Source organism: Bradyrhizobium nanningense, assembly GCF_004114535.1.
GTDB classification, from domain to species: domain Bacteria; phylum Pseudomonadota; class Alphaproteobacteria; order Rhizobiales; family Xanthobacteraceae; genus Bradyrhizobium; species Bradyrhizobium nanningense.
In genome coordinates, this window is sequence record NZ_LBJC01000028.1 from 188,638 (window position 1) to 213,881 (window position 25,244).

General features: G+C 62.6%; 15 protein-coding genes and 1 tRNA gene. 5 read left to right on the forward strand and 11 right to left on the reverse strand.

Translation table 11 applies throughout. The annotated features are described in order from the left end of the window. Nucleotides 1–76 precede the first annotated feature (76 nt). A complete protein-coding gene (locus tag XH84_RS39965; protein WP_164936491.1) occupies nt 77–448 on the forward strand; it encodes a hypothetical protein in 372 nt (123 codons plus the stop codon). A gap of 65 nt (nt 449–513) precedes the next feature. Then, nucleotides 514–744, forward strand: coding sequence for a phosphoribosylanthranilate isomerase (trpF, locus tag XH84_RS39970; protein ID WP_164936490.1), 231 nt, complete (start codon nt 514–516; stop codon nt 742–744). A gap of 34 nt (nt 745–778) precedes the next feature. Here the strand turns inward: trpF and XH84_RS23890 are convergent, their stop codons facing one another. The 6 genes from XH84_RS23890 to XH84_RS23915 form a co-directional block, all read right to left on the reverse strand. Continuing rightward, nucleotides 779–1,639, reverse strand: a complete 861-nt coding sequence (locus XH84_RS23890) for a hypothetical protein (protein ID WP_128921305.1) — start codon at nt 1,637–1,639, stop codon at nt 779–781. Nucleotides 1,640–1,751: 112 nt separating this feature from the next. Further along, nucleotides 1,752–2,615: a DUF3800 domain-containing protein gene (locus XH84_RS23895; RefSeq protein ID WP_164936489.1), complete on the reverse strand. Its 864-nt coding sequence runs from the start codon at nt 2,613–2,615 to the stop codon at nt 1,752–1,754. A gap of 286 nt (nt 2,616–2,901) precedes the next feature. Further along, nucleotides 2,902–4,551: an AAA family ATPase gene (locus XH84_RS23900; protein WP_128921303.1), complete on the reverse strand. Its 1,650-nt coding sequence runs from the start codon at nt 4,549–4,551 to the stop codon at nt 2,902–2,904. Between the two features lie 4 nt (nt 4,552–4,555). Next, nucleotides 4,556–13,870 (reverse strand): RNaseH domain-containing protein, encoded by a 9,315-nt coding sequence (locus tag XH84_RS23905; RefSeq protein WP_128948504.1) that lies wholly within the window; start codon nt 13,868–13,870, stop codon nt 4,556–4,558. After that, nucleotides 13,867–17,187, reverse strand: coding sequence for a hypothetical protein (locus XH84_RS23910; protein ID WP_128921301.1), 3,321 nt, complete (start codon nt 17,185–17,187; stop codon nt 13,867–13,869). The genes XH84_RS23905 and XH84_RS23910 overlap by 4 nt, the downstream gene beginning before the upstream one ends. 56 nt (nt 17,188–17,243) lie before the next feature. Continuing rightward, entirely contained in the window at nt 17,244–18,305 is a 1,062-nt protein-coding gene (locus XH84_RS23915) for a restriction endonuclease-related protein (protein WP_128921300.1), read from the reverse strand. Here XH84_RS23915 and XH84_RS23920 point away from each other — a divergent pair. Further along, nucleotides 18,276–19,286 carry a BrxR family transcriptional regulator gene (locus XH84_RS23920; RefSeq protein ID WP_128921299.1) on the forward strand — a complete coding sequence of 337 codons (1,011 nt, stop codon included), beginning with the start codon at nt 18,276–18,278 and terminating at the stop codon, nt 19,284–19,286. The genes XH84_RS23915 and XH84_RS23920 overlap by 30 nt on opposite strands. Before the next feature lie 64 nt (nt 19,287–19,350). Here the strand turns inward: XH84_RS23920 and XH84_RS41440 are convergent, their stop codons facing one another. Continuing rightward, the gene (locus tag XH84_RS41440) at nt 19,351–19,485 is read right to left on the reverse strand and encodes a hypothetical protein (RefSeq protein WP_283811963.1); all 135 of its coding nucleotides are present in this window, start codon (nt 19,483–19,485) and stop codon (nt 19,351–19,353) included. A gap of 336 nt (nt 19,486–19,821) precedes the next feature. Here XH84_RS41440 and XH84_RS23930 point away from each other — a divergent pair, with 336 nt between their 5' ends. Beyond that, on the forward strand, nt 19,822–20,046 hold the full coding sequence (locus tag XH84_RS23930) for a hypothetical protein (RefSeq protein ID WP_128921297.1): 225 nt from the start codon (nt 19,822–19,824) through the stop codon (nt 20,044–20,046). 365 nt (nt 20,047–20,411) lie between these two features. Here the strand turns inward: XH84_RS23930 and XH84_RS23935 are convergent. The 4 genes from XH84_RS23935 to mnmA all read right to left on the reverse strand — a co-directional run bounded on the left by XH84_RS23935 (nt 20,412) and on the right by mnmA (nt 23,259). Beyond that, nucleotides 20,412–20,488: transfer RNA gene (locus tag XH84_RS23935), tRNA-Met, on the reverse strand. A gap of 297 nt (nt 20,489–20,785) precedes the next feature. Beyond that, nucleotides 20,786–21,142 carry a hypothetical protein gene (locus XH84_RS23940; RefSeq protein WP_128916342.1) on the reverse strand — a complete coding sequence of 119 codons (357 nt, stop codon included), beginning with the start codon at nt 21,140–21,142 and terminating at the stop codon, nt 20,786–20,788. A 46-nt stretch (nt 21,143–21,188) separates the two neighbouring features. Then, nucleotides 21,189–21,827 carry a class I SAM-dependent methyltransferase gene (locus XH84_RS23945; protein ID WP_128916343.1) on the reverse strand — a complete coding sequence of 213 codons (639 nt, stop codon included), beginning with the start codon at nt 21,825–21,827 and terminating at the stop codon, nt 21,189–21,191. A gap of 250 nt (nt 21,828–22,077) precedes the next feature. Next, nucleotides 22,078–23,259, reverse strand: coding sequence for a tRNA 2-thiouridine(34) synthase MnmA (gene mnmA, locus XH84_RS23950; RefSeq protein WP_128916344.1), 1,182 nt, complete (start codon nt 23,257–23,259; stop codon nt 22,078–22,080). A 346-nt stretch (nt 23,260–23,605) separates the two neighbouring features. Here mnmA and XH84_RS23955 point away from each other — a divergent pair, with 346 nt between their 5' ends. Further along, nucleotides 23,606–25,234, forward strand: a complete 1,629-nt coding sequence (locus XH84_RS23955) for a flagellar hook-length control protein FliK (RefSeq protein WP_128916345.1) — start codon at nt 23,606–23,608, stop codon at nt 25,232–25,234. Nucleotides 25,235–25,244 lie beyond the last annotated feature (10 nt).

A 25,244-nucleotide genomic window follows, 5' to 3' on the forward strand; every position in this document is an offset into this window, starting at 1 on the left:
CGCCGACCAAGTTTCACGCCGCGCTCCATACTGAAATCAAGTGATTTTCTACGCGGTCGGTGGGAGGAATTGCTCCATGCTGACCCAGATCTATGAGATCTCAAGTACCGAAGAGGCGCGCGCCGTTTCGGAGATCGGTATCGACCATGTCGGGATTCTGGTGGGTGACGGCGAGTTTCCGCGCGAACAGCCGCTTCCGCGGGCCGCGGAAATCGTCGCGGCGATCGCGGCGCCTGCTAGATTTTCGGCGCTCTTTCTCACGGCGCGAGTGGCCTCGATCATCAATTGGGCGCGGGCGCTCAACCCGGCCATTATCAACCTCGGCGCAGCTTCGGAGCTACTCGCTCCGGATCAAGTGGCATCCATCAAGGCGGCGGTAACCGGACAGCATGATCATGAGCGTGCCGATCTATGGCGAGGAAAGTGTCGACATAGCTCGATCTTATGAGGGCGTTGCGGATTACCTGCTGCTGGACAGCCACCGACAATCCGGCAAGCAGATAGGTGCTGGGAGTGACGCACGACTGGAACATCAGCAGGCGCATCGTCGAGGCGGTCGGCACATCGGTAATCCTCGCCGGAAGACTAGATGCTGACAATGTAGCGCAGGCGATCAATGTGGTCCGACCGGCAGGCGTGGACTCGAAGACGAAGACCGACAGACAAGCCTCTCACGCAAAGGATCTTGAACGCGTGAAGCGGTTCTACGAGGCCGCGCGCGCTTCGGCGTATCCGCTCAGTTGACGACAGTTCTCCTTCTCCGACGCGCGTCATTATATCACCGCGCGCGTATTGCCTCTTCGATCTTTTCGACAAGCTCCTTGATGGTGTTCGCCGTGTCCTGAACGAACCCCTTCGTGAATACGTCCAGTTCGCGCCCTTCCTTGTCGCGGCCGTTGCGATGGACGCAGTCGTGCCGCAGCCTGACAGCGTCGAGCAGCGCGCTTTTGTTCTTCGCCAGATCGAGGATCCTGACTCCCAAGGCGAGGTGGTAGAGGACATCGACCTTCTGAAGGTTGTGATACAGTATTGACTTCAGGTATTCGCGGACCTTCCGATTGATGAGCCCAGGGTCCTTGGCGATCTCAGGGAGCGTGAACTTCTCCTTGCTCAGGTCCCTGTCACCGTCGAGCAAACGCTCCAGCACCTTGGCGTCTGAGAACACCTCGTTGATCAGCGTATCGCCCAGGTAGGTCTCAAGTGCTGTCACCTGATGCGAGAATACCAGGCGGTTGACGAGAAAGCGGCCGTCCTCGGCGCCTTGACTGGCGAGCAAGCCAATGGTGCCTCGGTAGGACTCCAAAAATACCCAGAACGGGTCGTAGGGAGGTGCGGAGTCGAGCCATTCATCCGGCTCGGGCGGGCCGTGCTCAAGGCCGTAGTCGAAGTCATGCAGAAGTTCGTGCTGGCCGACGTCCGTCTCTCGCGCATTTTGGATGCCGACCGGGTATTCCCACAGGCTCCAAGTGAGGGTGCCCAGGTCGGCATGTTCGACCGAAGCTTCATAGCGAAACTCCGGCCCCATGCTCTGTTCATCGCCGCCGACCATGTCCCAGTCGAGGTCGTCGCTCCCAATTTCGTAGATCTCGCCGGTCTGGCTATGGCGGATGCGCGCGGTTCCGATGCAAAAGACTTCCATTTTCCCTGTCCATCAGGCCAAAAAGCTCATTGAACTTTTACGCATCCGATGTATTTAGTTCGCAGGCATTGCCTGCAGGTCTTCCGTATGGGGGCCGCACCAGAGGTCGGGGTCACACCCGACCTTTGTTGTTTCTGGATGCCGTAACCAACTCAAAACAATAGGTTTTTACGCCCAGAATAGGGGCGTGCTCGATGGCGACCTGGCTGGTCACCAAGCGACCTGATTCGGCCAGACGGCGGTAGATGCCGAACTTCCGATCGTAGCTGCCTCGGGCGATGGCATACACGTACGTGTCGGCGATCTGCATCAACCGGTTCGACTTGTCCTTCCCCTCGATGTCCAAGAGAAGGTGCTGGAAGTCGGCCGCAGTCAGCGGCAGGTACTTCGCCGAATTCTGAGCATCGAACCCCATGCCGTTGCTCTTGATCCGGTGGAAGTAGCCTTCGATCATCGCGTTGGTCGCTGGGTCCGCCATCTCATAGAAGATCTTCAGGCGGTGGCCTTGTTGCTTGGCCAGCTTGGCCGCCCTCTCCACGACGATGTCGAAGGCGCTGCGGCACAGCAGCCACTTGGAATCGCCCTCCCGCTTTCCGTAGCCGCGCGCGACATAGCCGGGCCGGTCGATCACGCATGCCGTCCCGGCCACCGGAATGCTGGCCAGGAAGGTGCGATAGCTAGACCAGAACCTATCCCTATCGTTCCCTGAAAGTCTTCCGATCCACGCGAATTTCTTTTTTTCCGACCTCATGTCGGTGAGATGCAGCGGGGCGGTGATCTGCGGCCACTGCTGCCTGAAGGCAGCGAGCGCAGACTTGACTGCATCTTCGTCCGCCGCGCGCACCAGAATTCCGCCTATCGCGAACCAGTCGTTTCCATGTTTGGTCTGGACTGCGGCCCGGTCGGGATGACGCGGGCCGGTCTCATCGAGATAAAGGTGCAGCAACGGCTGCTTCGGGTTCGGTGCTGTCAGCATGCGGTCAGCGATACCATTGCTCCGGTTGCATTTCCAATGGCGGCACGAACCCCTATCAGGTTGCATTCAAGGATTCGATAGAGGGGCAGACACTGAAGTAGATCATGCTCGATGATCCGGACCGCGCGGCGCCATTCCGGAAGGCCGACGCATCCCTGGATAGCTGGGCCGAGGCGGTCGTCTCCATGAAGCCGGCGCGGCCCGGGACGTCAGATGCAGCGCTCTGGCTTTAGGACCATCACCGCCTGCGGTTCATGTCTGCCTAGGACGCCACCGGGATCGGAAACTAACCGCTGGCTCCTTCATTTTTTTGCACACGCAGATCGATGACCTCGACGTCGATTCTTCCATCCCCCGTCAGTACAGCACCCGCCTGATCGACAAACAGGCGGTGATACTTTTCAACAAGCTCCTTCTGTCCTCTCCAACCACCGTCGCGCTGCTTGTCGGCAAGGGGCCGGTCGATAAGCGCATACTTCTTCGAAACATCAGCGGGCGCTATCGCCAACTGGCGAACTCGATCATCCGGTTCGATGTGCATCGCATCCACGATGACCGATCGGCCGTTGCTGAGGACCTTCGCGCTGCGGACCCGAACCTCGTGGAATATGTCGGACTGCACACCAGGCACTTCGCCATCGGGACTCCGTTCCTTCCTAATTTCGTCCGAAGAGACTACCTCAATCCCCTGAGCGGCCGACCAGGTGGACTTCCCGGCTCCAGAAGGACCGACGGTGAGCGTCATGCTCTGCCCGCAACGCGGCCAGTTCCAGCCCGGGATGTCGAAGTCGACGTCCCCGATTGTTGCTTCGTAGTAGTCGGAGAACCGAAGAACATCATCCGGTTCCATCAAGTCAAAGTGTGCTACCTGGTTGCGCGTGCGGCTCGCGAGGCCCAACAAATTGGCCTCATTCGGCGATAGAAGATCTTTCGTGAATTCCCTTAAGTCGTAGAACTCAAGCTTCCAGAGATTTGTCGTCGTTTTGGACCTCCCGTTGAACGTCCTGACGTACGGTTTCTCCGGAGACACCTGCTTCGCCAAAAAGTGCTGGTATCGCGCGATGAGTGATCTCAGAACGCGCTGAGTAAATGGCAGCAGAACGCTCGCCTGGGCGCTCCAGATGCGTCGACGAACGTGGTCTACGTATCCGTATTGCAAGGCCGCTGCCGCGTGCGCAGCCGGTTCATCGTCCCAATAGTCGACCAGGCCGTTCTCCCAACATGGGAAAGCATAGCGCTTCTTTGCGGCGATCCTATCGAGCAGCGGAACCGGCGAGATCTGATCTGCAGCGTCCCACCTCACCATCTCTTCCAACATCTCGCGCGACCACGCCGCGACCTCGATAGCCGCCGCGTGCCCGACGCGCGAGGTCAACCCCTGCGCTGGGCGCGCGCCGATCGCGGCAGCGTAGCTCGCGCTGTCGTACCGATCGCATATCCCCATGGTCGAGATAAGGTTTGCGGGGCCGCAGAGTGCAGAGCGATCCTCCCTGGTCAGCTCCGTCGGCAACAGGACGATCACGACCGGTCCGACCACGGTCTCCTCCGCCGGTACCGCCATCAGCTGGCGCAAGAACAAGCTCCACCGCCGTAGTTGAGTCCGATCGAGACCGTCGACAATCAGGACCCTGTCGACAAGTTGCGGATGGACGGCGAAATCGGCCACCGTGCCGATCTCGACAGCCGAGACGTCCAGGAAACCCGCCAGCAGATGTGCGATCGGTTTAGATTGATCCTCCGGTGTCAAATTGATCGACACGCTGTCGAGCGAAAGCTCGGTCCGGAGCCTACGCTCGATCGCTGCGGTCAAGCCGGATATTCTAGGATAGGGCGACGAAATGCAGACAACCCGCTCCTTCCGGGAGACAGCCAGCGCGATCTTCCCGAGAACACTCGACGGACCGGCCTGCGACCACCACAACACCTCCCGTTCCATGGCCTCACTCCGACCGGAGCAGAGCGGCGTGGACCAGCGGGTTCAGGTCGACCTTGTGAAGGCCGCGGTTGCCCGACTGATCCGGCGAGAACGAGATGATTCCGAGTACATCACAATAGACCGCTAGGACTCCTGGGACGATCTTCCGGCCATCGGTTGTACAAAGATGTTGAAAATCCCTGTACGTGATCACCGATCCATCCGCGTACTGCGCAAGTTCGCGGAAAAATGAGACGAGTTCGGCAGGGATGCCCAGTCGGTCGTACAGCCCCGGCGAGCCCAGCACCGTCTGCTTTTCAACATCGATCAATACGGAAGCTTGGCTGGGTTGATCTGATATGGCTCTGAGCAATGGACCGACAGTCTCCGACCACCCACCGGTGGCCTGGAGAATGCGATCCACTAGATCGCCAGATAGCTGAAGAGATTCCAGCCGGCCTCCTAGATACGAGCGCGTCACCGGACGAAGCCTGGCGAGCTTGATCTGCGGCTGGATGCGCTTCAGCAAGGCGGTGTCTTTAGACCAGGCGGACGCATGGATCTGGTCTCCGACAAACACAATCCTCACCTCGCCCTTCCGGACGCGCCCGAGCCGCTCCGCTTCGAGGATCCAGTCGGACCGCCAGTGGGTCTTTGAAGAAACCACCAGCACACGGGGCTTACCGGAACGCGACTGGCGCTTTGCGTCGTCGAAGAGGTCTTTCTTGGTTTCATAGGTGCGCGGCTCGACCTCAACCAAGCCGTCTCTCGTCCGCTCGGCATCCATCAGAGCTGCCTCGACATACCGCACGCCGGCGTACTCGGTGCCGAACACCACACCGATGCCGTGCGCGCTCGTCGATATGGGCGAGCCGTCTGGCTTCACCCCCGCAGCGGGCGCGAAGGGAGAAAGTAGGTCTGCCTCCTGACCGTTGGTCAAAGGCGACAGATGGCCGTTGCTATCAACCGTGGAAAGCGGCTTCGCAAGAATTCGCCGGTTGTTCTTCGGATCAAAAATGCGATCCGGCCGCCGCTTAGTGCGGTACTGCTCGAGCTTCCTCGTCAAATCGGCTTCATCGTAAGCCATCAACTCGAGGAGGCTGCGGGATCGCAGAGCAAAGCCACCCGAATACGTGTGCCGGGCGATCCCGAACCCCTCCATTTCTTCGAGCAAGTATTCGATTTCGATCGGCTCACTCCCACGGGGAAAGGCCGCCGGCCAGTATTCGGTCGCCCGCTCGGCCACTTCTGCTGGCGTCATGCCTTCAGCGGACATTCCAGAGCCATGGTCTACCAATTCGCGCGCAGCCAGGATGTAAGTGAGCAGTTCGTAGCGGCCTTCGATGGAGTTGATCGTCTTCTCGAACGTCGCGAACAATTTGCCCCTGACGTCTGCGGATTCGAGTGCTTGCTCAACCAGCGTGGTCGAAATCAGGTCTGGCAGTCGATTGGTCTGCTCGACTCGATCGTGGATGATCCTGAGAAGCTCCTCACAAAATACCTGGATGAGAACCGGATAGTAGTTCGTGAAGCTCAGGATACGCCATGCGTCCTCCCGCTTCTCGAACTCGAAGCCCATGGCGGCAAGTGGCCCACGAACCAAAAACTCGGCGTCGTCAACGTCTTCGTCGAGCAGCGGCCCGATCTTCAACGGATTGTTTGAAATGTGAACGAGCGGTGAGTTGTCCGTACGCGCGGCGCGCGAGACATTGTGTAGGCCAGCCAACACGAATTTGAAGCGGTTTCCGGTATCTGCCATAAGCCGGAGCAGGGCGCGGATGCACCGAAAGTTCGTCTCACTCTCGGAGCGAACGAAATTGTCGGCTTCATCTATCAGCAGGAGCAGTCGACGCCGTTCGTCCTCGTCTAGCCAAGTCGTAATCGTGGCGATGAACTCGTCCTCGCTCCTAACAGGCGCGGAAAAGATCGAGATGCGGCGGGACATCTGTTCGAACGCATTCGACGCGTCCACCACGGAATCCACATCGACGTAGGCGAAGATGGCATTCGCAGGTGGCGTGGCATGAATCTGCCGCAGCAGTGCAGTCTTGCCGAGCCGCCGTCCACCGAAAACAATATGAGAGCCGAAGGAATGCTCGATGGCGCTCCTCTCCCAGGAGCGGCCCTTGAACATTTCCGGAGGAACGGCCGACCGGTTGTAGTCCCGGTAGGGGTCGGCACCCGAATAGCCTTGGGCGATCTCGAGCACGGCCCTTCGATGGTCCGACTTGTCCGCGAGCGCAACCGTAACGAGAGCCTCGTCAACGACCAGCATCGATTTCCTGCGCCTGAACAGCTCTAGCCGCAGATTCTTGCGCCGTTCCTGGTTCAGCGCACCGAGGTAGATCAGAAGAACACCGCGAGGCGCAGCGCCCTCTGCCAAGTCCAGCAAAGCCGGCTGCGGCGTAGTTGAAGTAGCCACGCAGATCCGCCATGCCCCCTGCGTAAGGCTGCCGAATTCCGGCAGCAGCAGTGACTTGAAATCGACGGAGGGCAGCTTGACCTTCGCGTCGAACACGTAGACCTGCTGTTTCACCTTCGTAAGCACCTCGTCGGCGTCAAGTTTCGTAACTTCGAAAAGTAACTGCGAGACGACGGTTTGGAGCGCTTCCCTCATTTGCGACCCGGAGGCCGCCTTGATATGGCGCTTTAGCGCAGGCAACAAACTGCGAGCGATGTTGGCCGCCTGCTGGCGCTGCTCGGGCTCTAGATGGCTGTAGTCGAGCGGGCCATACGCTCGCCCTTCGTCCATGGCTCTTGCCGCCTGCAGCAGGTCGACAGCCGAGAGTTGCTGCAGAGGGAGCAACCTATTGAACTCGGCCAGACGCACATTGAGAGTTCCGCTCGGAAGATTCTGGCGGCGCGGCGCTCCCGTCCGAAGCATGTTCAGCCAATCGGCCAGGGTGGTAAACTCTCGGCGCTCCAGCAGATTGCGGAGTTCGATACCGGTCTGCCGGTCCAACTTCTTTTCTTCGTCGAGGACGGCGATCCTGCCGGCGAATTCGGCAGCGCTCTTGTCGAACTCACGCTGCGCTTCGGATTCGACCTCGCGGATCCTGGCGAACGCCGAATTGAAGTCCTCGACACGATCCCCCGCCAGGGTCTCCGGCAGGAACGAAGGCGACAACTCGGCGGGCAGGTTGTTGGGATTGATGGTCGACAACGTCTCCTTCAGCCTGGCCGACTGATCCAGCGACCCCACCGCCATCCGACGCATACGTTCAATCATGCGTTCGGCGGTCGCGAGACGCGACTTGACCTGGTTTTTCTTTGTCTCGCGGTCGGCATCGAGCTTGGCCCGCAACGATTCCGCAGTCGCTTCGCTTACGCCGAACCAATGCGCAACGTTGACAAGCATGTAAGCCGGCACGAAGGCCGATTCCGCCCGTCGGGCTTCGAACGCGCTCACGACCGCCCCGGCCGGGTCGGCGCCCTTCAAGGGCACTTTCGCATTCATAATCTCCTGGAGAATCCGCTCCTCGTTGTAGGGAGATGGCGTCCAACCGCCGGTCCAGGTCATGTTTGGCAGCCACAGCAAGGGCGTGTGGAGTCCTACCGCGAGAGGCGGCACATTACGGTCCGAGGAAGAACGGCCCTTGAGGATATCCCGTATCGAACTCAGGATGGCAAGGGAGTGCATGGCTGCGGCGGCGGTCAAAGGCGGCGCCTCTGCTCGCGGGTTCGCCAACGCCGCCTCGATCTCCGCAAGTGCCCTATCTCGCAACCGTTTGACCGTTTCCAGCCGCTGCGCCGACTTCCGAAGGGCCGCCAACCCTTCGAGCGCCCTCACCAGATCGGCGCACTGCTGACCAACCCGGGAGAGCGCGGCGAATATCCGCTCCCGCGCCTGCAGATCGACCTCTTGGGTCGATCCGTCCGGGTCGATGGTTTCGACAAGACGGAGGATCTCCTCTCTGTTGCGGAGTTTCTCAGAGACCTCGCGGGCGACGTCATGACTTGTGTCGGTCAGATTCGACAGGAGGCGGCCTAAAAGTCCTTTCGGTTGCAGCAGCTCAGCCTTGATCCGCTCGCCGTACTGAAAGCGGAACTTGGTCGATCGTAGTCCGATCACCGTGTCCTTGATCGATGCAACGGCATCGCCGACGAACGAACTCTCCCGCGCATGGGCTTCGACGGCCATGAGATTTGCTGCGGTCAGTGGGAAGTTGAAGCGCCGATTTTCCTCTACGATCGTGTAGGCCCCGCGCAAGTGTTCGAACGGCTTCGCCGACGTGATCGTGTCGACCAGCGACACGGCGGCCCCGTCGTCCGGGCGGAAGAGAGCCGCTGGGATCGCGCCTGCGAGCAGCATCGTCAGTCGCGCGATCGACCTGTCGTCATCGAGTCCGGCGAGAGATTGCGCGACGGAAAGGGCCTCGCTTCTGGCGGTCGTCAGGAACTGAACGTCTTGGCCGGAAAGCCCCATGGCACGACCATCGGCGGCAGCGAGCCGGAGCTCGTCTTCAGTGTAGATGTCCGGAGACGGCGGCAGGACCGATTTCGCGCAGCGCCTGAGGTGATACGCCAAGCCGAATTCGCCGGCGGCGAATAGCGCATCCAAGCGCTCCGATATCTCTTTCAGCAGCGGATCTTCCGCGACTTCTTCCGTTGCGTCGATGACGACCTCGGGCGCCGGCAACGCTGCCGGCAACTCGTCGACGACGTTCACATCGAGCATTCCCACATCCCCGAGGTGTTCCGGAGGCGAGGGCGCCACGATTTCTGTCGGCTGCAGCAGGACCGAGGCCGAAGCGGCAGGCGGTCCCGCGGCAGCAGCAGAAGCGTTCTCGATCGGCACTGCGACGGTTGGCTTGCTTGAAGCCGGGGGTGTCGAAGCTTCGGCATCGGGTTCGTCCAGGAAGACATCGATGGCCGCGCCGACGTAGTCCAGCACGCGCTGCAACGCTCGTTCCCTATCCTCGTCTAACGCGACCGCCTGCGCCCGAGCAGCTTTCAGGGGAAGTGTCGCTTCGAGACGTTTGATATTCTCCGCCCCCTCGTCCGCTTCCGCCATCGCCGCCTCGGCTTGAGCGCGGAAGGACTCTGCGGCAGCGAGCTGGGACTCGCTGGCCTCTATCGGCAAATGAAAGAGCCGCGAAAGAAGATGGGGAGCGGTCAACGACTCGCCGAGCAACGAGTTCAGGGAATCCGCCGCCTTGGCCGTCAGGCGTTGCAGGTTGAGGTGTAGCTCGGCAGTCGACACTTTCGCGGGCACTAGACGCGCCGCCCGGCCTTTCAAATCTTCCAAGACAGACAAGCTTGTCTTGATGGCATCGATGGTGTCGCCGGCCTCCATGGGTTCGATGGAGGAGACGGCGCCCGCCAAGGCCACGAGCCTTTCGCATTCCGAGCGCCAAGCGTTTTCTATCGCGGAGCGATCCTCGACCGGCTCGCGGGAATTCTCGACTTCCTCTATGACGGGCAGATCGGCTTCGGGCACTTTCGCTGAGAGTGCAAGTTCGGCCGATTCCACGGCTTGAGCCGCTTTGACTTGCACCTGCTTCATCGCCTGGGGAATGACGACCTCTTCCATGACCTCCCCGATGGTCCGGTCCGGACCGAACTGTCGGAAAGGACCGAACACAGCCCGCAAATATTTGGCAAGGTCGGCCCAATCGCCTCCTTCCGCCTCCAGCTTTTCCAGTCCGTCCGTAGCCGCCGAGCATCTCGCGCCCCACGCATCGTGCCCCGGCAGACCGAGGGCCTCGGCAAGTTGGGGGTCCTTTTCGCATCCGTTCTGGACACAATGCAGAATGCGCAGAAATGGCACTCCGCTCACGCCCTTCGGGATAGATCCCATCTTCCGCACGCGCTTCCAGGCGTCGTTGTTCTTGACGATGATCTGGTTCATCGGCAACCCGCGACCTCCCCTGTTGTTGTCGTCCGGGAAGAACTGATGTTGGAAGACGATGGCGAACGCGGGATACCTCAACGCCTCCTCATAGAGCCGAGGCATGTCGTCGACGGAGGGACGTTCCTCGGGCCAGGGATAACCAGTCGCCTTGCGTATCCACTCGCGATCCTCGTGCATGAGCCGCGTGTCTCGGGGCACTATGTGAATCGCCTTCGAAAGAAACTCTTCGGTGGCGAACACCGGCAACGGCGCCGATGGGCTGCGCAGCAACGTGACCAAATCCTCTAATTCAAGGGGGATTTGGTCCGGCCTAGTGCTTTCGGCGGCGGAGACTGATTTGGGCGCTTCGAGCATCGCTGGTACCTTGATTGACGTGTCCGCAACCGGCCCGACAGCGGATGGTTGGGCTTTCGGAAGGCGCAAGAGCACGGAAGGGTCCTGCGCGCGGACCTGAGGTTTCGGGTCGACGGGCTCTTCAGGCTCATGTTCGAAATCCGGAATCTCGTCTCCGGCGACGTCGACAGTGCCTTCGAACCACCGCCGGGTTTCGGCATAGCCGATCACGTCGGCCGAGACGTCGACCGTTTCGTCTTCGTCACGACGATCGTCGCCGTCGTCGATCGGATCCGGCTCGGGCTCGTCCTCGACGGCGCCGGTGCCGTATTGGTCCATGTAGTCGGTGATCTTCGACTTGAACGAAAGAGGAGCCGGCAGGAAGGTTCCGTCACCGGTGTGGGCATAGCCGTTACGGAGACCGGCAACCAAAGCGGCGATGGCGTCTTCGTCGCCCGCCTGCGAAGGGAGCACAGTCACTTCGAGCGTAACGGGAATTCTCGAAGGCATGTCCCACGGCTTGACCTGCGCCCGGCGCATTAGGATTTTCTTCCCGACTGATGATTTTGCAGGCGTCGAGGCTCCGAATTTCTGGAAACCGGCCTTGCCGCGATAAACGGACTGCCCCCGAGCTCCGCGATTGCGCATGTCGAATCCATGCGCAGTCAGGTAGTGGCGCGCCCGCGCGTTCCCTTCCGGAAGGCTTTCGATCAGACGCTCCGCGGCGGTAGCGTAGGCTTCCTCCACGGCATCAGCGACCGGTACACCCTCGCGCGTGACGGGCGTCCACTTTCTTTCGGTCAGCACGGAAAGCCGCCCAGCGGCACCTTCTCTGACCCGAACGAAGCGGATCCCTTTCCACGAGGACGGCGGCGCGGCGGCCACGTCCTCGAGATAAACGTCGGAGGAAATGTTCTCGTCGGAAAGCCACGGCCACAGAGACCGGGCGGAGGTGGAATCCACGAGCACCAGCGCGTTAGGATCTTCGGCTGCGACCTCGTCCACCACTCGGCGCACGAACGCCAGAAAATTGGACCGCCGCTCGGGCTGCTTGTCTCCGAGAGAGGTGATGCCGGAAGCGGCGACGGCTACCAGGGTCTTCGAAAGGGCTTCGAACTTTCCCGTATCCATCGCGCCGTTGCGCAGAAAACCGAGTCTTCCGGATATCCGGCCGGTGGCGACGTCGGTCTTCATCGCGGCAGCGATGGTCGCTCCCTCGGGGCGACCGGTCCGGGAGCCGGCCTGAGAGACGATCGAAATGCCGACGATCGTGCGCGGCCGAGGAGCATCGACGAAAGCGGCTTCGACGATGGGGGCAGGAACCGGTCCGAGCCCCGCGTGACCGAACAGCAGATCATAGAGAGCCGCCTGGATGCGGTGCATGTATTCAGCAGCATGGCCAGCCGCTGGCGGAAGCAGATACTGGACGTTGCTGCCGGCGACCGTAGCGAGCGTATTTCGGCCGACGCTCTTGTTGACCTCGTCTTCGTCCTTACCGTCGTATTTGAGCGCAGCCTGGATGATGACGGGCGCCCGGGGAAACCCGGAGCGGATCCGATCAGCCAGCGGCAGCCACGCCGCCCTTCGGGCCGCGGCCCTCTTGAGTCTGGTATTCCTGACGTCGCCGTCCAGTTGCTGGCGGGTGCCGTGCACCCCGGCGGGCATCGCGTGACGGACGACGTTCACCCGATCTCCGAAGATCAACGAGACGACGGAAGCGAAGAGGCGCCCCTCCTCCTCGCGCCGGCAGACGAACATCAAGTCGATAGGGACATCCTTGCCGAATGCCTTGTCGAGCCGTTCACGGTTCGCCTGTACCAGCGGTTCAAGAGGCACCGTCTTAGCTGGAGCTTCGCGGCCCCGCCTCTTCTTCTCCGGAGCGCCGAACAATTCCTCGACGCGCGCCGGCACGTCCTGCTCTTCCACCCGCCCGAAATGATGGTTGATCAGGTTATGCAGGGTCGCCTGATCATGGGATTCCTTGGGCCGCTTGATTTTCGCGTTGACTTCCCTGAGCCGCGGCTCCTGAAACCCGAGGGCGCCGATCCGCTCCTGAACCTTGCGGAAGAGATCGACCTGGTCCTGCAAGGTCACGCCCGCAGCGATCTTGGGCTCGGGTCTATACCCGTACCGGAACGGCACGCCGACGAAGAGATCTGGGGCGCGCCCGCGCGACGCAACCAATGATGTCAGATCCTCGACGAAGGATTCACCGGAATCACGGCTTGCCTCATAGACGATAGCGTTTAGCTGCGTTTTCGGCAGACCTTTTTCCAGCCTGACCGAGAATGTTACCGCCCGAGCTGGTGAATTCCTGGCGAGTACGCGGACTGAAATCCGCCGTCGTCCAGATAGTCGGTTGGCCGGCGGAAATTCGCGACACCAGATGCGCTTCGCCGCCTTGATCACTAGAAAAGGCAGGCGCGACGACGGCCGCGTCTCGACGCTAACGAGGGCCACCATCGAGAACAGGTCATCGCCGCCCGCCAATGCGGATGGCCACGTCTCGAACGCGATGGAATTTCCGTATTCGCGATCGAGAACTCGGTGGACAGGTCCCAGCCCTTCGAAGAGCTCGGTGCCTTCGAGACTAGAGGCCACGATCGCGAGCAGAACGTCAGCGTACTGCCGGAAATCGGATCGCAGAGCGTCTGGAACGTTCGTCGGCTCTGGCACCGGCGGCGCCGGAAGTTTTGCGAAGAGTTCGCGCCGCCTCCCCTTCTCTTCGAGGAGATCGATATCTCCGCAGTCCGTGCCGAGGCGTTCTGCCCAAGGCCGAAGCGTTAGTTGAATCCATGCCGCAAAGGAACGGTGCGCCGCGTCCTCGATCTCTCCCACTTCGCCGGTCGCAGCGAATAGCGGCGCGTCGTCTGCCCGCGAGAACCTGCTGTCGAGCAGCACCAGACCCGCGAGTCGAGCCTGCAGCGCGGCCCTCAAGTCTGAGTACGGTAGCTCCTTCCCCTCGGCCTTCTTCGTTTCGACGGCATTGCGCGCAATGCGCTTGAGAAGATCCCTCGTGGTCGATGCCCAACCGAAGCGCAGCGGCGGGACCGGCGAAGGGGTCGACGGAGGCAGTCCCCGCCAGACAAACGCGTTCTCGAGGATGGTCTGATCCCCATACGAACGGACGAACAACGTCTCTTCGTCGGTCATTCGGGATCCATTTCCGGGAAGATCACATTGGCGCAGTTCCGCAGCGGATGCAGGAAAGGCTCGTACAGAAGCCGATAGATCTCGCGTTCTGCCGGATCGGCGGAGGAGAGAAGCTCCTGCAGAACGTCGCGCATCGCGACGATCATGCTTGAGCGTTGACTGTCCCGCCGGTTCTTCGTCGAATTCATCGCGAAGGAAGCGTCGACGAAGAAGACCCGTGCCTTGCAACCGTTGCGCATGGCACGACCGATCGTCTGCAGCAGATCGACCATGCCGTCGGCGACGAACGGCCGGATCATTGGTCCGAGCCGGCTCATCTGCTGCGGCCGGCGCAGCAGCCGCCGCAGCGAGTCCAGCGCGTCGTCGCGGGCGCTGCGCCATTCACGGGCCAGCCGCAGGATGTCGGCGTCCGGAGGAATAACCCTTTGGTCGAACTGCAGGGCCAATTGACCGGCCAAACCGCCGGTGAACGCAAGGCTGTCCGCGGTCGGGTGCGGCCTGACGAAGAACGCGATCGAACCCAACACGGCGTCGCGCACGCGATCACCGTCCGGGAACACGATGTTCACGCCGCGGCCGATGGCCTTCATCGGGAAGATGATGGCGTCCCAGTCATCGCGCGTACCTAGCATCTCCACCTGGCTGGCAGAGACCCATTCCGCGCGCTCTTGGAGCGGGATCATGGCGATGTCAGACGTAACCCCCATGACGCGGTGAGCCGAGGACGACGTCCGCTTCAGGTGCGCCTTCATGAAGCGTACCTGCTCGTAGGAATTCACCACGATGCCGGTCCGACGCCCCCGATCGAACTGGTCATTCCGTAACTGCCGCACGTAGGGGTCCGCCCCGCCGAACCATCGGTCGGTAAGAAGCTGGAGGGCGTGACGGCGATCGCGCTCCGTGCCGGCGCCGCTGACCCTGACGAATTCTCCGGGCCGGTCGGGATCCGGAACGGGCCGGAATGCGTAAACGCTGTCGCGCCAAGCCTCGCGCTCGCCCTCGCGGCGAAGAACGTAATTCGGCCGGACCGACACGTGATAGCTCGGACTTGGCTGCAGATAGCTTGTCGCTGATGCCAGCAACACGGCCGGGCCCTTGATCCCGTCCTCCGTCAGCATCTTCGACAGGTGGTACAGCAGTAGACGGGGCACGCCGGCGAAGGACAGGTACTGCAGAGCCAGCTTCCGTTTGCCGCGCTCATCGGTTTCGTACGAGAAGCGGATGCCCGAAAGCCGCCCGATCAGTGATTCCGGCAGGTGACGGCGCATATCGAGTGAAACGCCCTGCCCGAACACGCGCTCGGTATGCACGCCTTCGGCAATCATAGCGTACTGCGCCGGCACGAGCGCGAGGAACTGCAGCACGACCGTCGTCACTTCGACCAGGAAGCGAAAAAGAATGCGTGCCTCCTGCGGATCCAGCTCCGCGCGTGGCGGAAGGATTCCAAAGAATGCCTCCTGCATCTGGTCGTAAAACTCGGCAAACCGCTCGACCAGTCGGGCATTTAGCAGCGCCAGGAGCGCATCGCGAAAGCGTGTGGCAGCAGCGACCAGCGCCGCGTGCTCAACGTGGAGATCCCGCGCGACGCGCTCCAGATCGAGATCCGAAAGCTCGTCCTCGCCATCCCCTCCGACGCCGGAAGTCAGGACCGAGCGAACCAACTGCTCGAAAAGGCGCCGAATCAGATCGAACCTGACACTGCCGTGTTCCTCCTCATCGACCTCAGGATTGAGGTACATGCTGGCGAGGATCGAATTGCCCGTGACGAAAGCGTCCTTGTACCGCGACAGCACCCCACCCTCCTCGACCATACGCTCGAGAAGATGCGCCCGCAGTCCTCGATTAAGGCGCATGAACCGGTTGGAGGCCAGCGTGTAGTTCTCGATCGAGTTCGACACCGCGAAGCCGCGCCCCGAAGCGACCGGGTCAAAGACGTCGTCCAGAAGAATGGATTCGTAGGAATCCGATGAGCCGAAGAGATCGAGTTCGGCGAAGCCCTTCTGGTCCAGTGCCGCTTGCGCGCCATCGACCTCGTCGATAATCACGAGATCGCTAGTGCGGGCCAGCATCTCGAACTCCCTCATCCGCTTCGTGTGGAAATGCGGAGAAGCCACGACCTCGGTTGAGATCACGTGCCCGATGTGAACTAGCGCAGCCGCATCAGCCAGCCGCCTCGACGATCGCTGGCGGCCGCACGCGACCGCGAGCGGACAGAGTCTATTTCCCTCCTTACCTTCCTTCCCATCCTTCTTGATCGCGGCCTGGCGCAGCGACCTGCAGGGCGGCCGACCATGCGGGAATTCGAAGCCGGGCGGCGGCACCGACACGAAACCCGCAAGAGCGCAGCGGGTACCGAGCAGCTCCGCCCCGGCCGCGGTCTGGCCGAAACCGCCGCTGTCGAGCGTCGCGATGCGTTCAGCGAGCCGCGTCGCATGTCGTCTGCGCGCATCGGGCGATTGGCCGACGAGCAGCGCCGTCGGCACCGCGTATCGCGTGAGGTCTGCTTCAAGCGCGAGGGCAAATTCGATCGACGGCACGAGCAGCGTGACGCGCCGGCCGCGCCGGGCGAGAAGGACGACCAGGAGGAAGATCAGAGTCGACTTGCCCGCGCCGGGAAGCCCGATCATGTGGCTCACATCGTCGAGTTCGATCCGATCCGTCGGCGCCAGCCCCGCACCTTGCGGCGAAAGCACCGAAAACACCGCTTCGCCCTGCTCCGACCTCAAACGCGTAAAGAAATTGCGAGGTACCCGGGTTGGATCGCGCGCATCCTCTTCGTCGAGCTCCCGAGCGACGCCCTCGAGCTCGGCGATTGTCACGCGGATCGGCGCGCGTTCCCGCATTACCTGGGCGGTCTCAGGCGGACGCGGCAAGGTGGCGATCTCGCGGGTGTCACAGATGACATCGGGCCCGGTGTCCCCGTCGACACGGAAGCGGAATCGACGCGTGTGGTCTGCGACCGGCGTTTTCTGGACGTCGTGGGGCAGCACGCCCAACAAGGAGGCGAGCATGCCGGCGCGACGTGCGTCGTCGCGTCTAACCCGCTCTCGGATTGCAAAGCCGGTGCCGGGGTCAGTCGAAATCTCGAACGGCGGTTCGACGTAATCGTCCGCGGACGAGTGATCCTCTTCCCAGGCCCGGGCTTCGGTCACTGCTTCCTGGAGATGCGCCTCGGATTCGATGTTGACGCCGAGAAGACGAAGATTGCGCAGGGCGATACGCGCTTCGGCCAAGGCGGGGTGGGTGACGATCGAGCGATACCCCGAAAACAGGGCCGGCGCACCAGCGAGCGACCGGAGGCCCAGGATGTCGTGCATCACGCACGCCATCCATTGGGCGCGTAGCGCCGGTCTGAAACCGTCCGGAGCAACCCTCATCCGAGAATCCTCGCGGCGATTTCGCTGACCTTTCCGAAAACGACGCTAGTAGAGCCGCGGTAGGCGTAGCGCAGATCCTCGAGATAGCCCGGCCGGCGGTTCACTATGGCATCCGGAATGGCCACGTACCGCTCTTCGAACGTCGTCAGACCGCCGAGCCGCTCGGACAAGGTGTCGCCGAGAAGCCGGGGACAGGCGTAGCTCTTCACGTCGATGCCGAGTTCGCTGGCCCGGCCGACATCAGCGGCATCGTCGCGGGGATAGAGCTGTACGTCCACGCCGCCCCTACGGAGCTCGTCGTACAAGCGGATCTCTGCCAGGCCGGGGCCGACCCAATAGGCCAAAATGTCGTCCTTGAAAACTCGCCAGCCGGCGGCGTCTTCAACGATCTGCCCGGCCGTCGATGAGGGCACCTCCTCTCGGCAGGGGCCGATCTTGCATCGGCCAACCGGAAAGCGGTTCGTGTCGCGGTGAGGATAGAGAAGGCCGCCGCAGTTGGCGCAGATCGCAAACGAGCCTTCACGTCGCAACGCGCCGAGCGGAATGTCGATCGACCACTGACGCATGACCTCGTCAGCGGCGACGATGCCCTGGTCTTCGAGGAAGCCGGAGAGCTCTCGGCGCTCGTACACGGGCTTGCGTACGATCCGCTCACGCAGCACGGAGTAGATCTGAAGCCGGCTCTGGCTCCGGACGCGCTGCACGATGTCGCGAAGCTGGAGGTGATGGACGCCCTCAAGGATTCCGTCAACGCCGCCTTTGCTCGCCAGCGCGCGACATTCCTCGGAAGGCGCGACCGGTTCGGAGGTTAGGAGCTTAGCCTCGGCGAAGCGGAAGGGGGCGGCGAACTGCGGAACGCCCCATTCTCCAACGGGCAGTCGACGGGCGATGTCGGAGAGGGAATGGATGCTATCGCCGAGGTCTTCTGACGCCGCAAGAACGCACAGCCTCGACAGCATCCGCATGCCGTCTCCCATGGTCTGGGGCAGCGAATAAGGATCAACGATCTCGCCGGCCCGAACGCCCTGATGCAGGTCGAGGACACCCCGACTCAGCATGCGGAGCGTAATCTCGACGTCTTCCTCCGAATCTGTTTGAGTATTTACCATGCGAATATTAAAACTGAATACACGATGACTGTAAAGTCACTATCCGAACTCGAAACCTTGCGAGGCGGCGCCGCCTTGAAGGCTCGTCTCAAGCATGTGGACGACCGACTGAAATGGTTCGGGTATTTGCGACTCGCCGACCATGCCTCCAAATTTGGCATATCCGAGGTACAAGCAAAAATAGATATAAAGACCTATCGCTACCTTTCCCCCACTCCTCCACCGGAAAGAAAACCGGGACCTGCAGCCGGCAGTCTGGGAGCAGGTGCATATCTGCGCCCCGAAAAGTTCGCTCCCGTGTTCGATGTGCCCGCCTCGATGGACGATCTCTGGGCCACGAGATTTCCGGAGGCCCGTACCGACGAACCTCTCTCATTGGAAGTATTGTCCGCTCCCGAACATCGGATCGAGCCCGACGACGTAAGAGCGCTTCTCGCTGCCACGGAACTGCGCACGAGCTGCCGCTTGAGATATCAATCGATGACAAGCGCAGAGGCCAGCGAACGCATCGTCTGTCCGCACGCCGTCGTGAAGGCGTCGGGCCGCTACCATGTCCGCGCCTTCGATTTCTCCCGCAAGCGATTCATCGACTTCTCGCTTCCTCGCGTGTTGTCGTCGGATCTTCTGCCCGACCACGCTCCCGTTCCTGCGACCCTCGACGACGACTGGCACAAAACGGTGGAGGTTGAATTCGTAGCGCATCCGAGACTATCGCCGGCCCAGCGCTCGACTATCGCTCGGGAGTACGGAATGCAGCAGGGTGCTTCGGTAATCACCGTACGTCGGGCGATGCTATTTTATCTATTGGACGAGATGCGCCTGCTGAAAGCGATCAGGCAGCAGGACAAGGACCTGGCTGACGTGCCGGTCTGGGTGAAGAATTCGAAGTACGTCGCTGACGAACTAGCCTCCATGGAAAGCGAAACGTGAATTCACGGGGCGAATGCTTTGCTTACCGATGATGTCCTTTGATCAAACGAGACGAAAACGGAGCCTACCCCTCGGTGTCACTTCGCTTTCTTCGCCTGAGAAACTCTTTGGCGGCCTGCTCCATGATATCCCAGGCGGCCCGGTGGTCGTCGATGGCAACCTGCTTGATGTCCGCGATCACGTCCGGATGCATCATCATCAGGAACTGAACTCTGTCCCCGATCGGTGTCCGCTTGCCCCTCTTGACGGCCTTTTTTTCCGACCATCGACAGCCCTGCTGCGCGATTCCCTTTCCGTTAACGATAGGGCCGCAGCGCTACTGACGCCAATGTCCAGCGAGTTCGGTAGCGTTTGAGGTCGGTGATGGCTGGGGTCGTGGGAGATTGGGTGAGGCTCACCGCGACGCCTCTTCCAGCCGCCGGCGGACTGCCCCTCAGCGGCCCAAGGCACTCCGGAGTGCGGGGAAGGCTGGCGCGACCTGCTGGACCGCATGTGCGTCCGGATCCGGACCGTCGTCCAGGCTGGTGGCGACACCTTGAAGTTCAATCAGATCAAGCAGAAATACGGCACGTTGTACGTCTACTGGGACGGCACGCTCTCTCCGGAGGCGGACGCCCTGGTCGAGGAGGCCATCGCGCTGGCAGAAGCCTCCAGCGCCTGCATGCGAGGACTGCGGCGAGAAAGGATACTTCTATCGCCCCGGCGACTGGCTCTTGACCCGCTGCCCAACCATGCGGACGAGCGTCCAGTCGAATCTTGAGAGGGCTGAGCAGCTGAAGCGAGTTCGCGGCCGATATTCGCCGGCTTCAAAACCGGTCCTCGGGCAGCGCCGAGCACGCGATCCGGCCTTGATCCATCAAGGATTAGATTGCGGACTCGGGCTTTTGTCAGAATGCGTGGCTAGTTCCACTTGATGCGTGCTGGCGCGGAGGATCGAGGGGCCTGCCGGTGCAAGCGAATGAGAAAAGCAGCAACGACAATGGCCTTTGAGTGATTATCTATGAAGGATTCAGAGCGCTCAAGGACTAGATTGCGTTCGCATGCGATGCGGCGCTACCGATGCGTTACGGACCGGGATTCGCCCCGAGGTGATGCGCCTAATCTATTGATGTTGTGGGCTTTTTTTGGTAGCGGGGGAGGGACTCGAACCCCCGACCCCAGGATTATGATTCCCGTGCTCTAACCAGCTGAGCTACCCCGCCACAGGGCCCGCGGCGGCGAATAAGGCCGATCTCGCGAACGCGCGGCATATAAAGAAGGGGGCGGCGGGAAGTCAATCCGCGTTTGCGGAAAGGTTTGCAAGACAAGCTGTGAGGATGGAAAAGCGGGCGATTTTGGCGCCGGGTTCGCCCATTTCGGGGACCAGATGCGCGGAGAGTCCCCATCACCCGGATCGCATCTATCGATGCGCTCCGGCCTCTCCCCGCAGGCGGGGAGAGGCGAAGAGCGCGAGAGGCGAGAAGCCGCCTCCGCCTACGCCAAGGCTTCGGCCCGACAAGCTATTTCGGCCGCACGTTCGGGTCGCCGCCGGGGCTGCCGGGGGGCGGGATGACCGGGGTGTTGCCCCCGGTATCGGGCGCCGGGGCGTGCATCTCGGGGTCGACGCCGGCGGGCGGGCAGAGCACGCCGTCGGACTTGGCCAATTTGTCGCCGAGCGGTTCCCGGGACTGGCCAGTGGTGGTGCCGTCCGACGAGCGGCCCGGCCGGTCCTGCGGCATGCAGTTGGCGGCATGTTGTGGGGATGGCGGCGCGGTCGCTTGCGGCGGCGTCGCCGGGGCGGGCGGGGCCTGCGCGATCGCTCCGCCGGAGGCGGCGATCAGGAGGCCAGCCAGGATGATGTTTGATGTCGTGCGCATGGGAGGGGAACGCGCGCGCGATGCCCCCTGTTCCCTGCCCGCATGATCACGATTTGCGGTAACGGATCAGCGAAAAGTGCCCCATCGGCGGCATCGGGCGCCGCTCGGCCAGCGTGATGCCGCCGTGCCTGGTCGCCCAGCCTTCGAGGCGGGCCCACGGGAATTCCGGGCGCCAGCCGAGACGGCGGGCGACGGGCGCGAAAGCGAGCTCGAACAGTTTGCGCGGACCGCTCTCGGCGCCGATGTGGTTGACCAGGATCAGCTCGCCTCCGGGCTTGAGCACGCGCACGAACTCGTCGAGCGTGCCTTCGGGATCGGGCACAGCGGTGATGACATATTGCGCCACCACCGCGTCGAAGAAGTTTTCCGGGAAGGCGAGGTTCTTCGCATCCATCACCGAGAGCACTTCGACATTGGACAGCCGAAGCGCGCGGACGCGCGCCTGCGCCTTGCGCAGCATCGGCTCGGAAATGTCGACGCCGCAGATCTTCGTGGTGCGCGAATAGTCCGACAGCGAGAGCCCGGTGCCGACTCCGACGTCGAGGACGCGGCCGCCGATGCGGTCGGCCTCGGCGATGGTCGACTGCCGGCCGGCGTCGAACACCTTGCCGAACACGAGATCATAGACGGGCGCCCAGCGGCCATAGGCCTTCTCGACCCCGGCCCGCGAGATGTCTGCTGCCATGCCCCCTGCCCTTACGCGAAACTTTCGAAAGAATTGATCATTGGTGAGATCGAAGCGAGCCCCGAAATTGGTCTAGCGCCTCTCCCACTTGCGGGAGAGGTCGACACGCTCGCAAGAGCGTGGCGGGTGAGGGTTCCTTCCTCTCGCGATATATCGCTAGCAGAGCCCCCCCTCTCCCCGCCCCTCTCTCGCAAGCGGGAGAGGGGGCGCACCGTCGTTGCGGCAACAGTCGCGCTAAATCTCGACATCCTTAGCCGCGCACGGCTTCCGCGAGCGGACGCGATGTCGCGCTGCCCTGCTTCGCGGCGGCGCTCTGGATGAAGCCGCCGCCGAGCACGCGCGCCTGCCCGCTGGCTGCGTCGTAGAACACGCAGGCCTGGCCGGGCGAGACGCCCTCCTCGCCGGCGACGAGCTCGACCTCGTAATGACCATTGCCGCCGCGCAGCCAGGCCGGCTGCGGGCTGCGGGTCGAGCGCACGCGCACGAACAGTTCGAGGCCGCCGCCGATGGCGCGGTCGATGTCACCGTCGCCGATCCAGTTGACGTCGCGCAAGGAGATGCGGTGCATCTTGAGGGCATCGCGCGGGCCGACGACGACGCGGCGGGTCGCTGCCTCCAGCCGCACCACGTACAGCGGCGCGGATGCAGCGATGCCGAGGCCGCGGCGCTGGCCGACGGTGAAATTGGCGATGCCGTTGTGCCGGCCGAGCACCCGTCCGCCGAGATCGACGATCTCGCCGGGGTCCATCGCGTTCGGCCGCAGGCGCGTGATGATGTCGGTGTAGCGCCCGGTCGGCACGAAGCAGATGTCCTGGCTGTCGTGCTTGTCGGCGACGGACAGGCCAAAGCGCCGTGCGAGCTCGCGCGTCTCGGGCTTGGTCATGTCGCCGAGCGGGAAGCGCAGGAAGTCGAGCTGTGACTGCGTCGTCGCGAACAGGAAATAGCTCTGGTCGCGATCGGCGTCGGCCGCGCAGACCAGCGCGCGCGAGCCATCCTCGCGGCGGCGCGAGGCGACGTAATGGCCGGTGGCGAGCGCCTGGGCGCCGAGCTCGCGCGCGGTCTTCAGGAGGTCGCGGAACTTGACCGAGCGGTTGCACTCGATGCACGGCACCGGCGTTTCGCCGAGCGCGTAAGAGTCGGCGAAATTGTCGATGACGGACTCGCGAAAGCGATCCTCGTAGTCGAGCACGTAATGGGGAATGCCGAGCTTGGCGGCGACGTCGCGCGCGTCGTGGATGTCCTGGCCGGCGCAGCAGGCGCCCTTGCGATGCGTCGCCGCGCCATGGTCGTAGAGCTGCAGCGTGATGCCGACGACGTCGTAGCCCTCCGCCTTCAGAAGCGCAGCCGTCGTCGAGGAATCGACGCCGCCCGACATGGCAACGACGACCCTGGTGTCCTCAGGACGGCCTTCGAGATCCAGACTGTTGAGCATGGGCCTTTAAGAGTTGCGACGGCGGCGCGCGGCGATCCGCGATTTCTTGCTTCTCGCGGGACATCGGCGATCCCCGGGAACTTCAGTTCCCGAAAGGCACGATCGCCCGGTCGAAAGCGGCTGAAAGTAACCTCTTTAATATAGGCGGCATTCTGGTGAAGCAATCACGCGGGCGGCCAGCTTACGGCAATTCTTGCCGGGGAGGCAGAAATGGCGGGGTCGCGCGGGCCCGGCAGCGGTGGTTTCGAATTAATAAGATATTGATTTTGCTACATAAATGCTTGCGCGCTGACACTGGCCCGCTCCTTGCTCCCCTGATGCCGAAGATGTTTCCAAGAGGTCGCCTGTGGTCGGTCGTACGTCAGATGTCGCGGCAAGCGTGCAAGTTCCGAGCGCGCAGCAAAAGCCTGCCCGGTCGCAGAGCGCCAAAGAGGCGTCCGCGAACGACTCCTTCGGGTCGCTGGTCGACAGCAACACCCAGGCGATCGGCACCAATGCGGCCTCACAGGCCCAGGACAGCGCGCCGCGGCGGAGCGATTCGTCCTCCGCGGACAAGGGCCCGCGCGACCCCTCGTCCACCGATCAACCCTCCCAGAGCAAGGCGAGCGACAACACCGAGGTATCCGCGCCCGCCAGGGACGACAAGGCGAGCGATACCACCACCGATCCAGCCAAGGACGCCGGCAAGGTCCAGGACAAGATCAAGGACAAGATCAAGGACAAGTCCGAGACATCCGACGCCAAATCGGCCGATACATCCGAGAAGACCAAGGGCGACAAGACCGAGGCCACCGATGGGCTCGCGGGCGCCGTCGATGCCGCACCGACCGACGCGGCGCAGGCGGCCGTGCCGGATCCCAACGCGATCGTGGTTGCCGCACCTAGCGTTCCAACCGATACGAACGCGGCGGCGAACCAAGCCGCCACCTCCTCGCCGCTGACGATCGCCGCCGCAGGCCTTGCCGCCAGCGCCTCGACCGCGGCTCAGATCGCCGGCACCAAGACCGACACCGCCACATCAGGCGACAAGAACGCCAAGACCGCCAGCGCCAAGGTCGATGCCGACACGTCGGCGACGCTGGCCGATGCCGCGACCGGAGCAACCGCCGAGATTACGGCCGACGCCAAGCCGAACGGCGGACTGATCCCCGTCAATCCCGGCACGCCGAAGACCTCGTTCCAGGCCGTCGCCGCCGCGCAAGGACAGTCCGACGTCTCCAATATCGGCCAGGACACCGGCAAGGCGAACGCCGCCCCGACGCAAGCACCGGGCACTCCGACCGCCAACGCCGCCGCGCATCCGCAAGGCCCCAAGCCGCAGGCGGATGATGCAGCGACCGAGACGAAGCCCGGCGCCGCCGACCGTTCGCCCGACGCGATCCCGGCCGCACCGGCCGCCCAGGCCCATGCCAATGCGCAGGCCGCTTTCAACACCACTGATACGAGCGCGCAAACCGCCTCCGCCGTGCAGGCGCCGCTGACCCAAACGACCTCGACCGCATCCGCATCGACCGCGACGCTGACCGCGACCGCGGCCAGTGCGACGGCGGTGCCGATCAACGGCGTGCCGGTCGAGATCGCGGCCGCGATCCGCTCCGGCAAGTCCCGGTTCGACATCAGCCTCGATCCGGCCGAGCTCGGCCGCATCGACGTGCGCATCAATGTCGACCGCGCCGGCAACGTCACCTCGCATCTCACCGTGGAGAAGCCGGAGACGCTGCAGTTGCTGCGCCAGGACGCGCCGCAATTGCAGCGCGCGCTCGACGATGCCGGCCTCAAGACCGGCAGCAACGGGCTGTCCTTCAGCCTGCGCGACCAGAATTCATCGGGCCATAACTCCGGCCAGAACAACGACAATGGCGGCAATGCCCGCCGGCTGATCATCAGCGAGGACGACACCGTCGCCGCCGCACCGGTCGGCCGCAGCTATGGCCGCACGTATGGGCCGAGCAGCGGCATCGACATCAGAGTGTAAGGAGTATTCG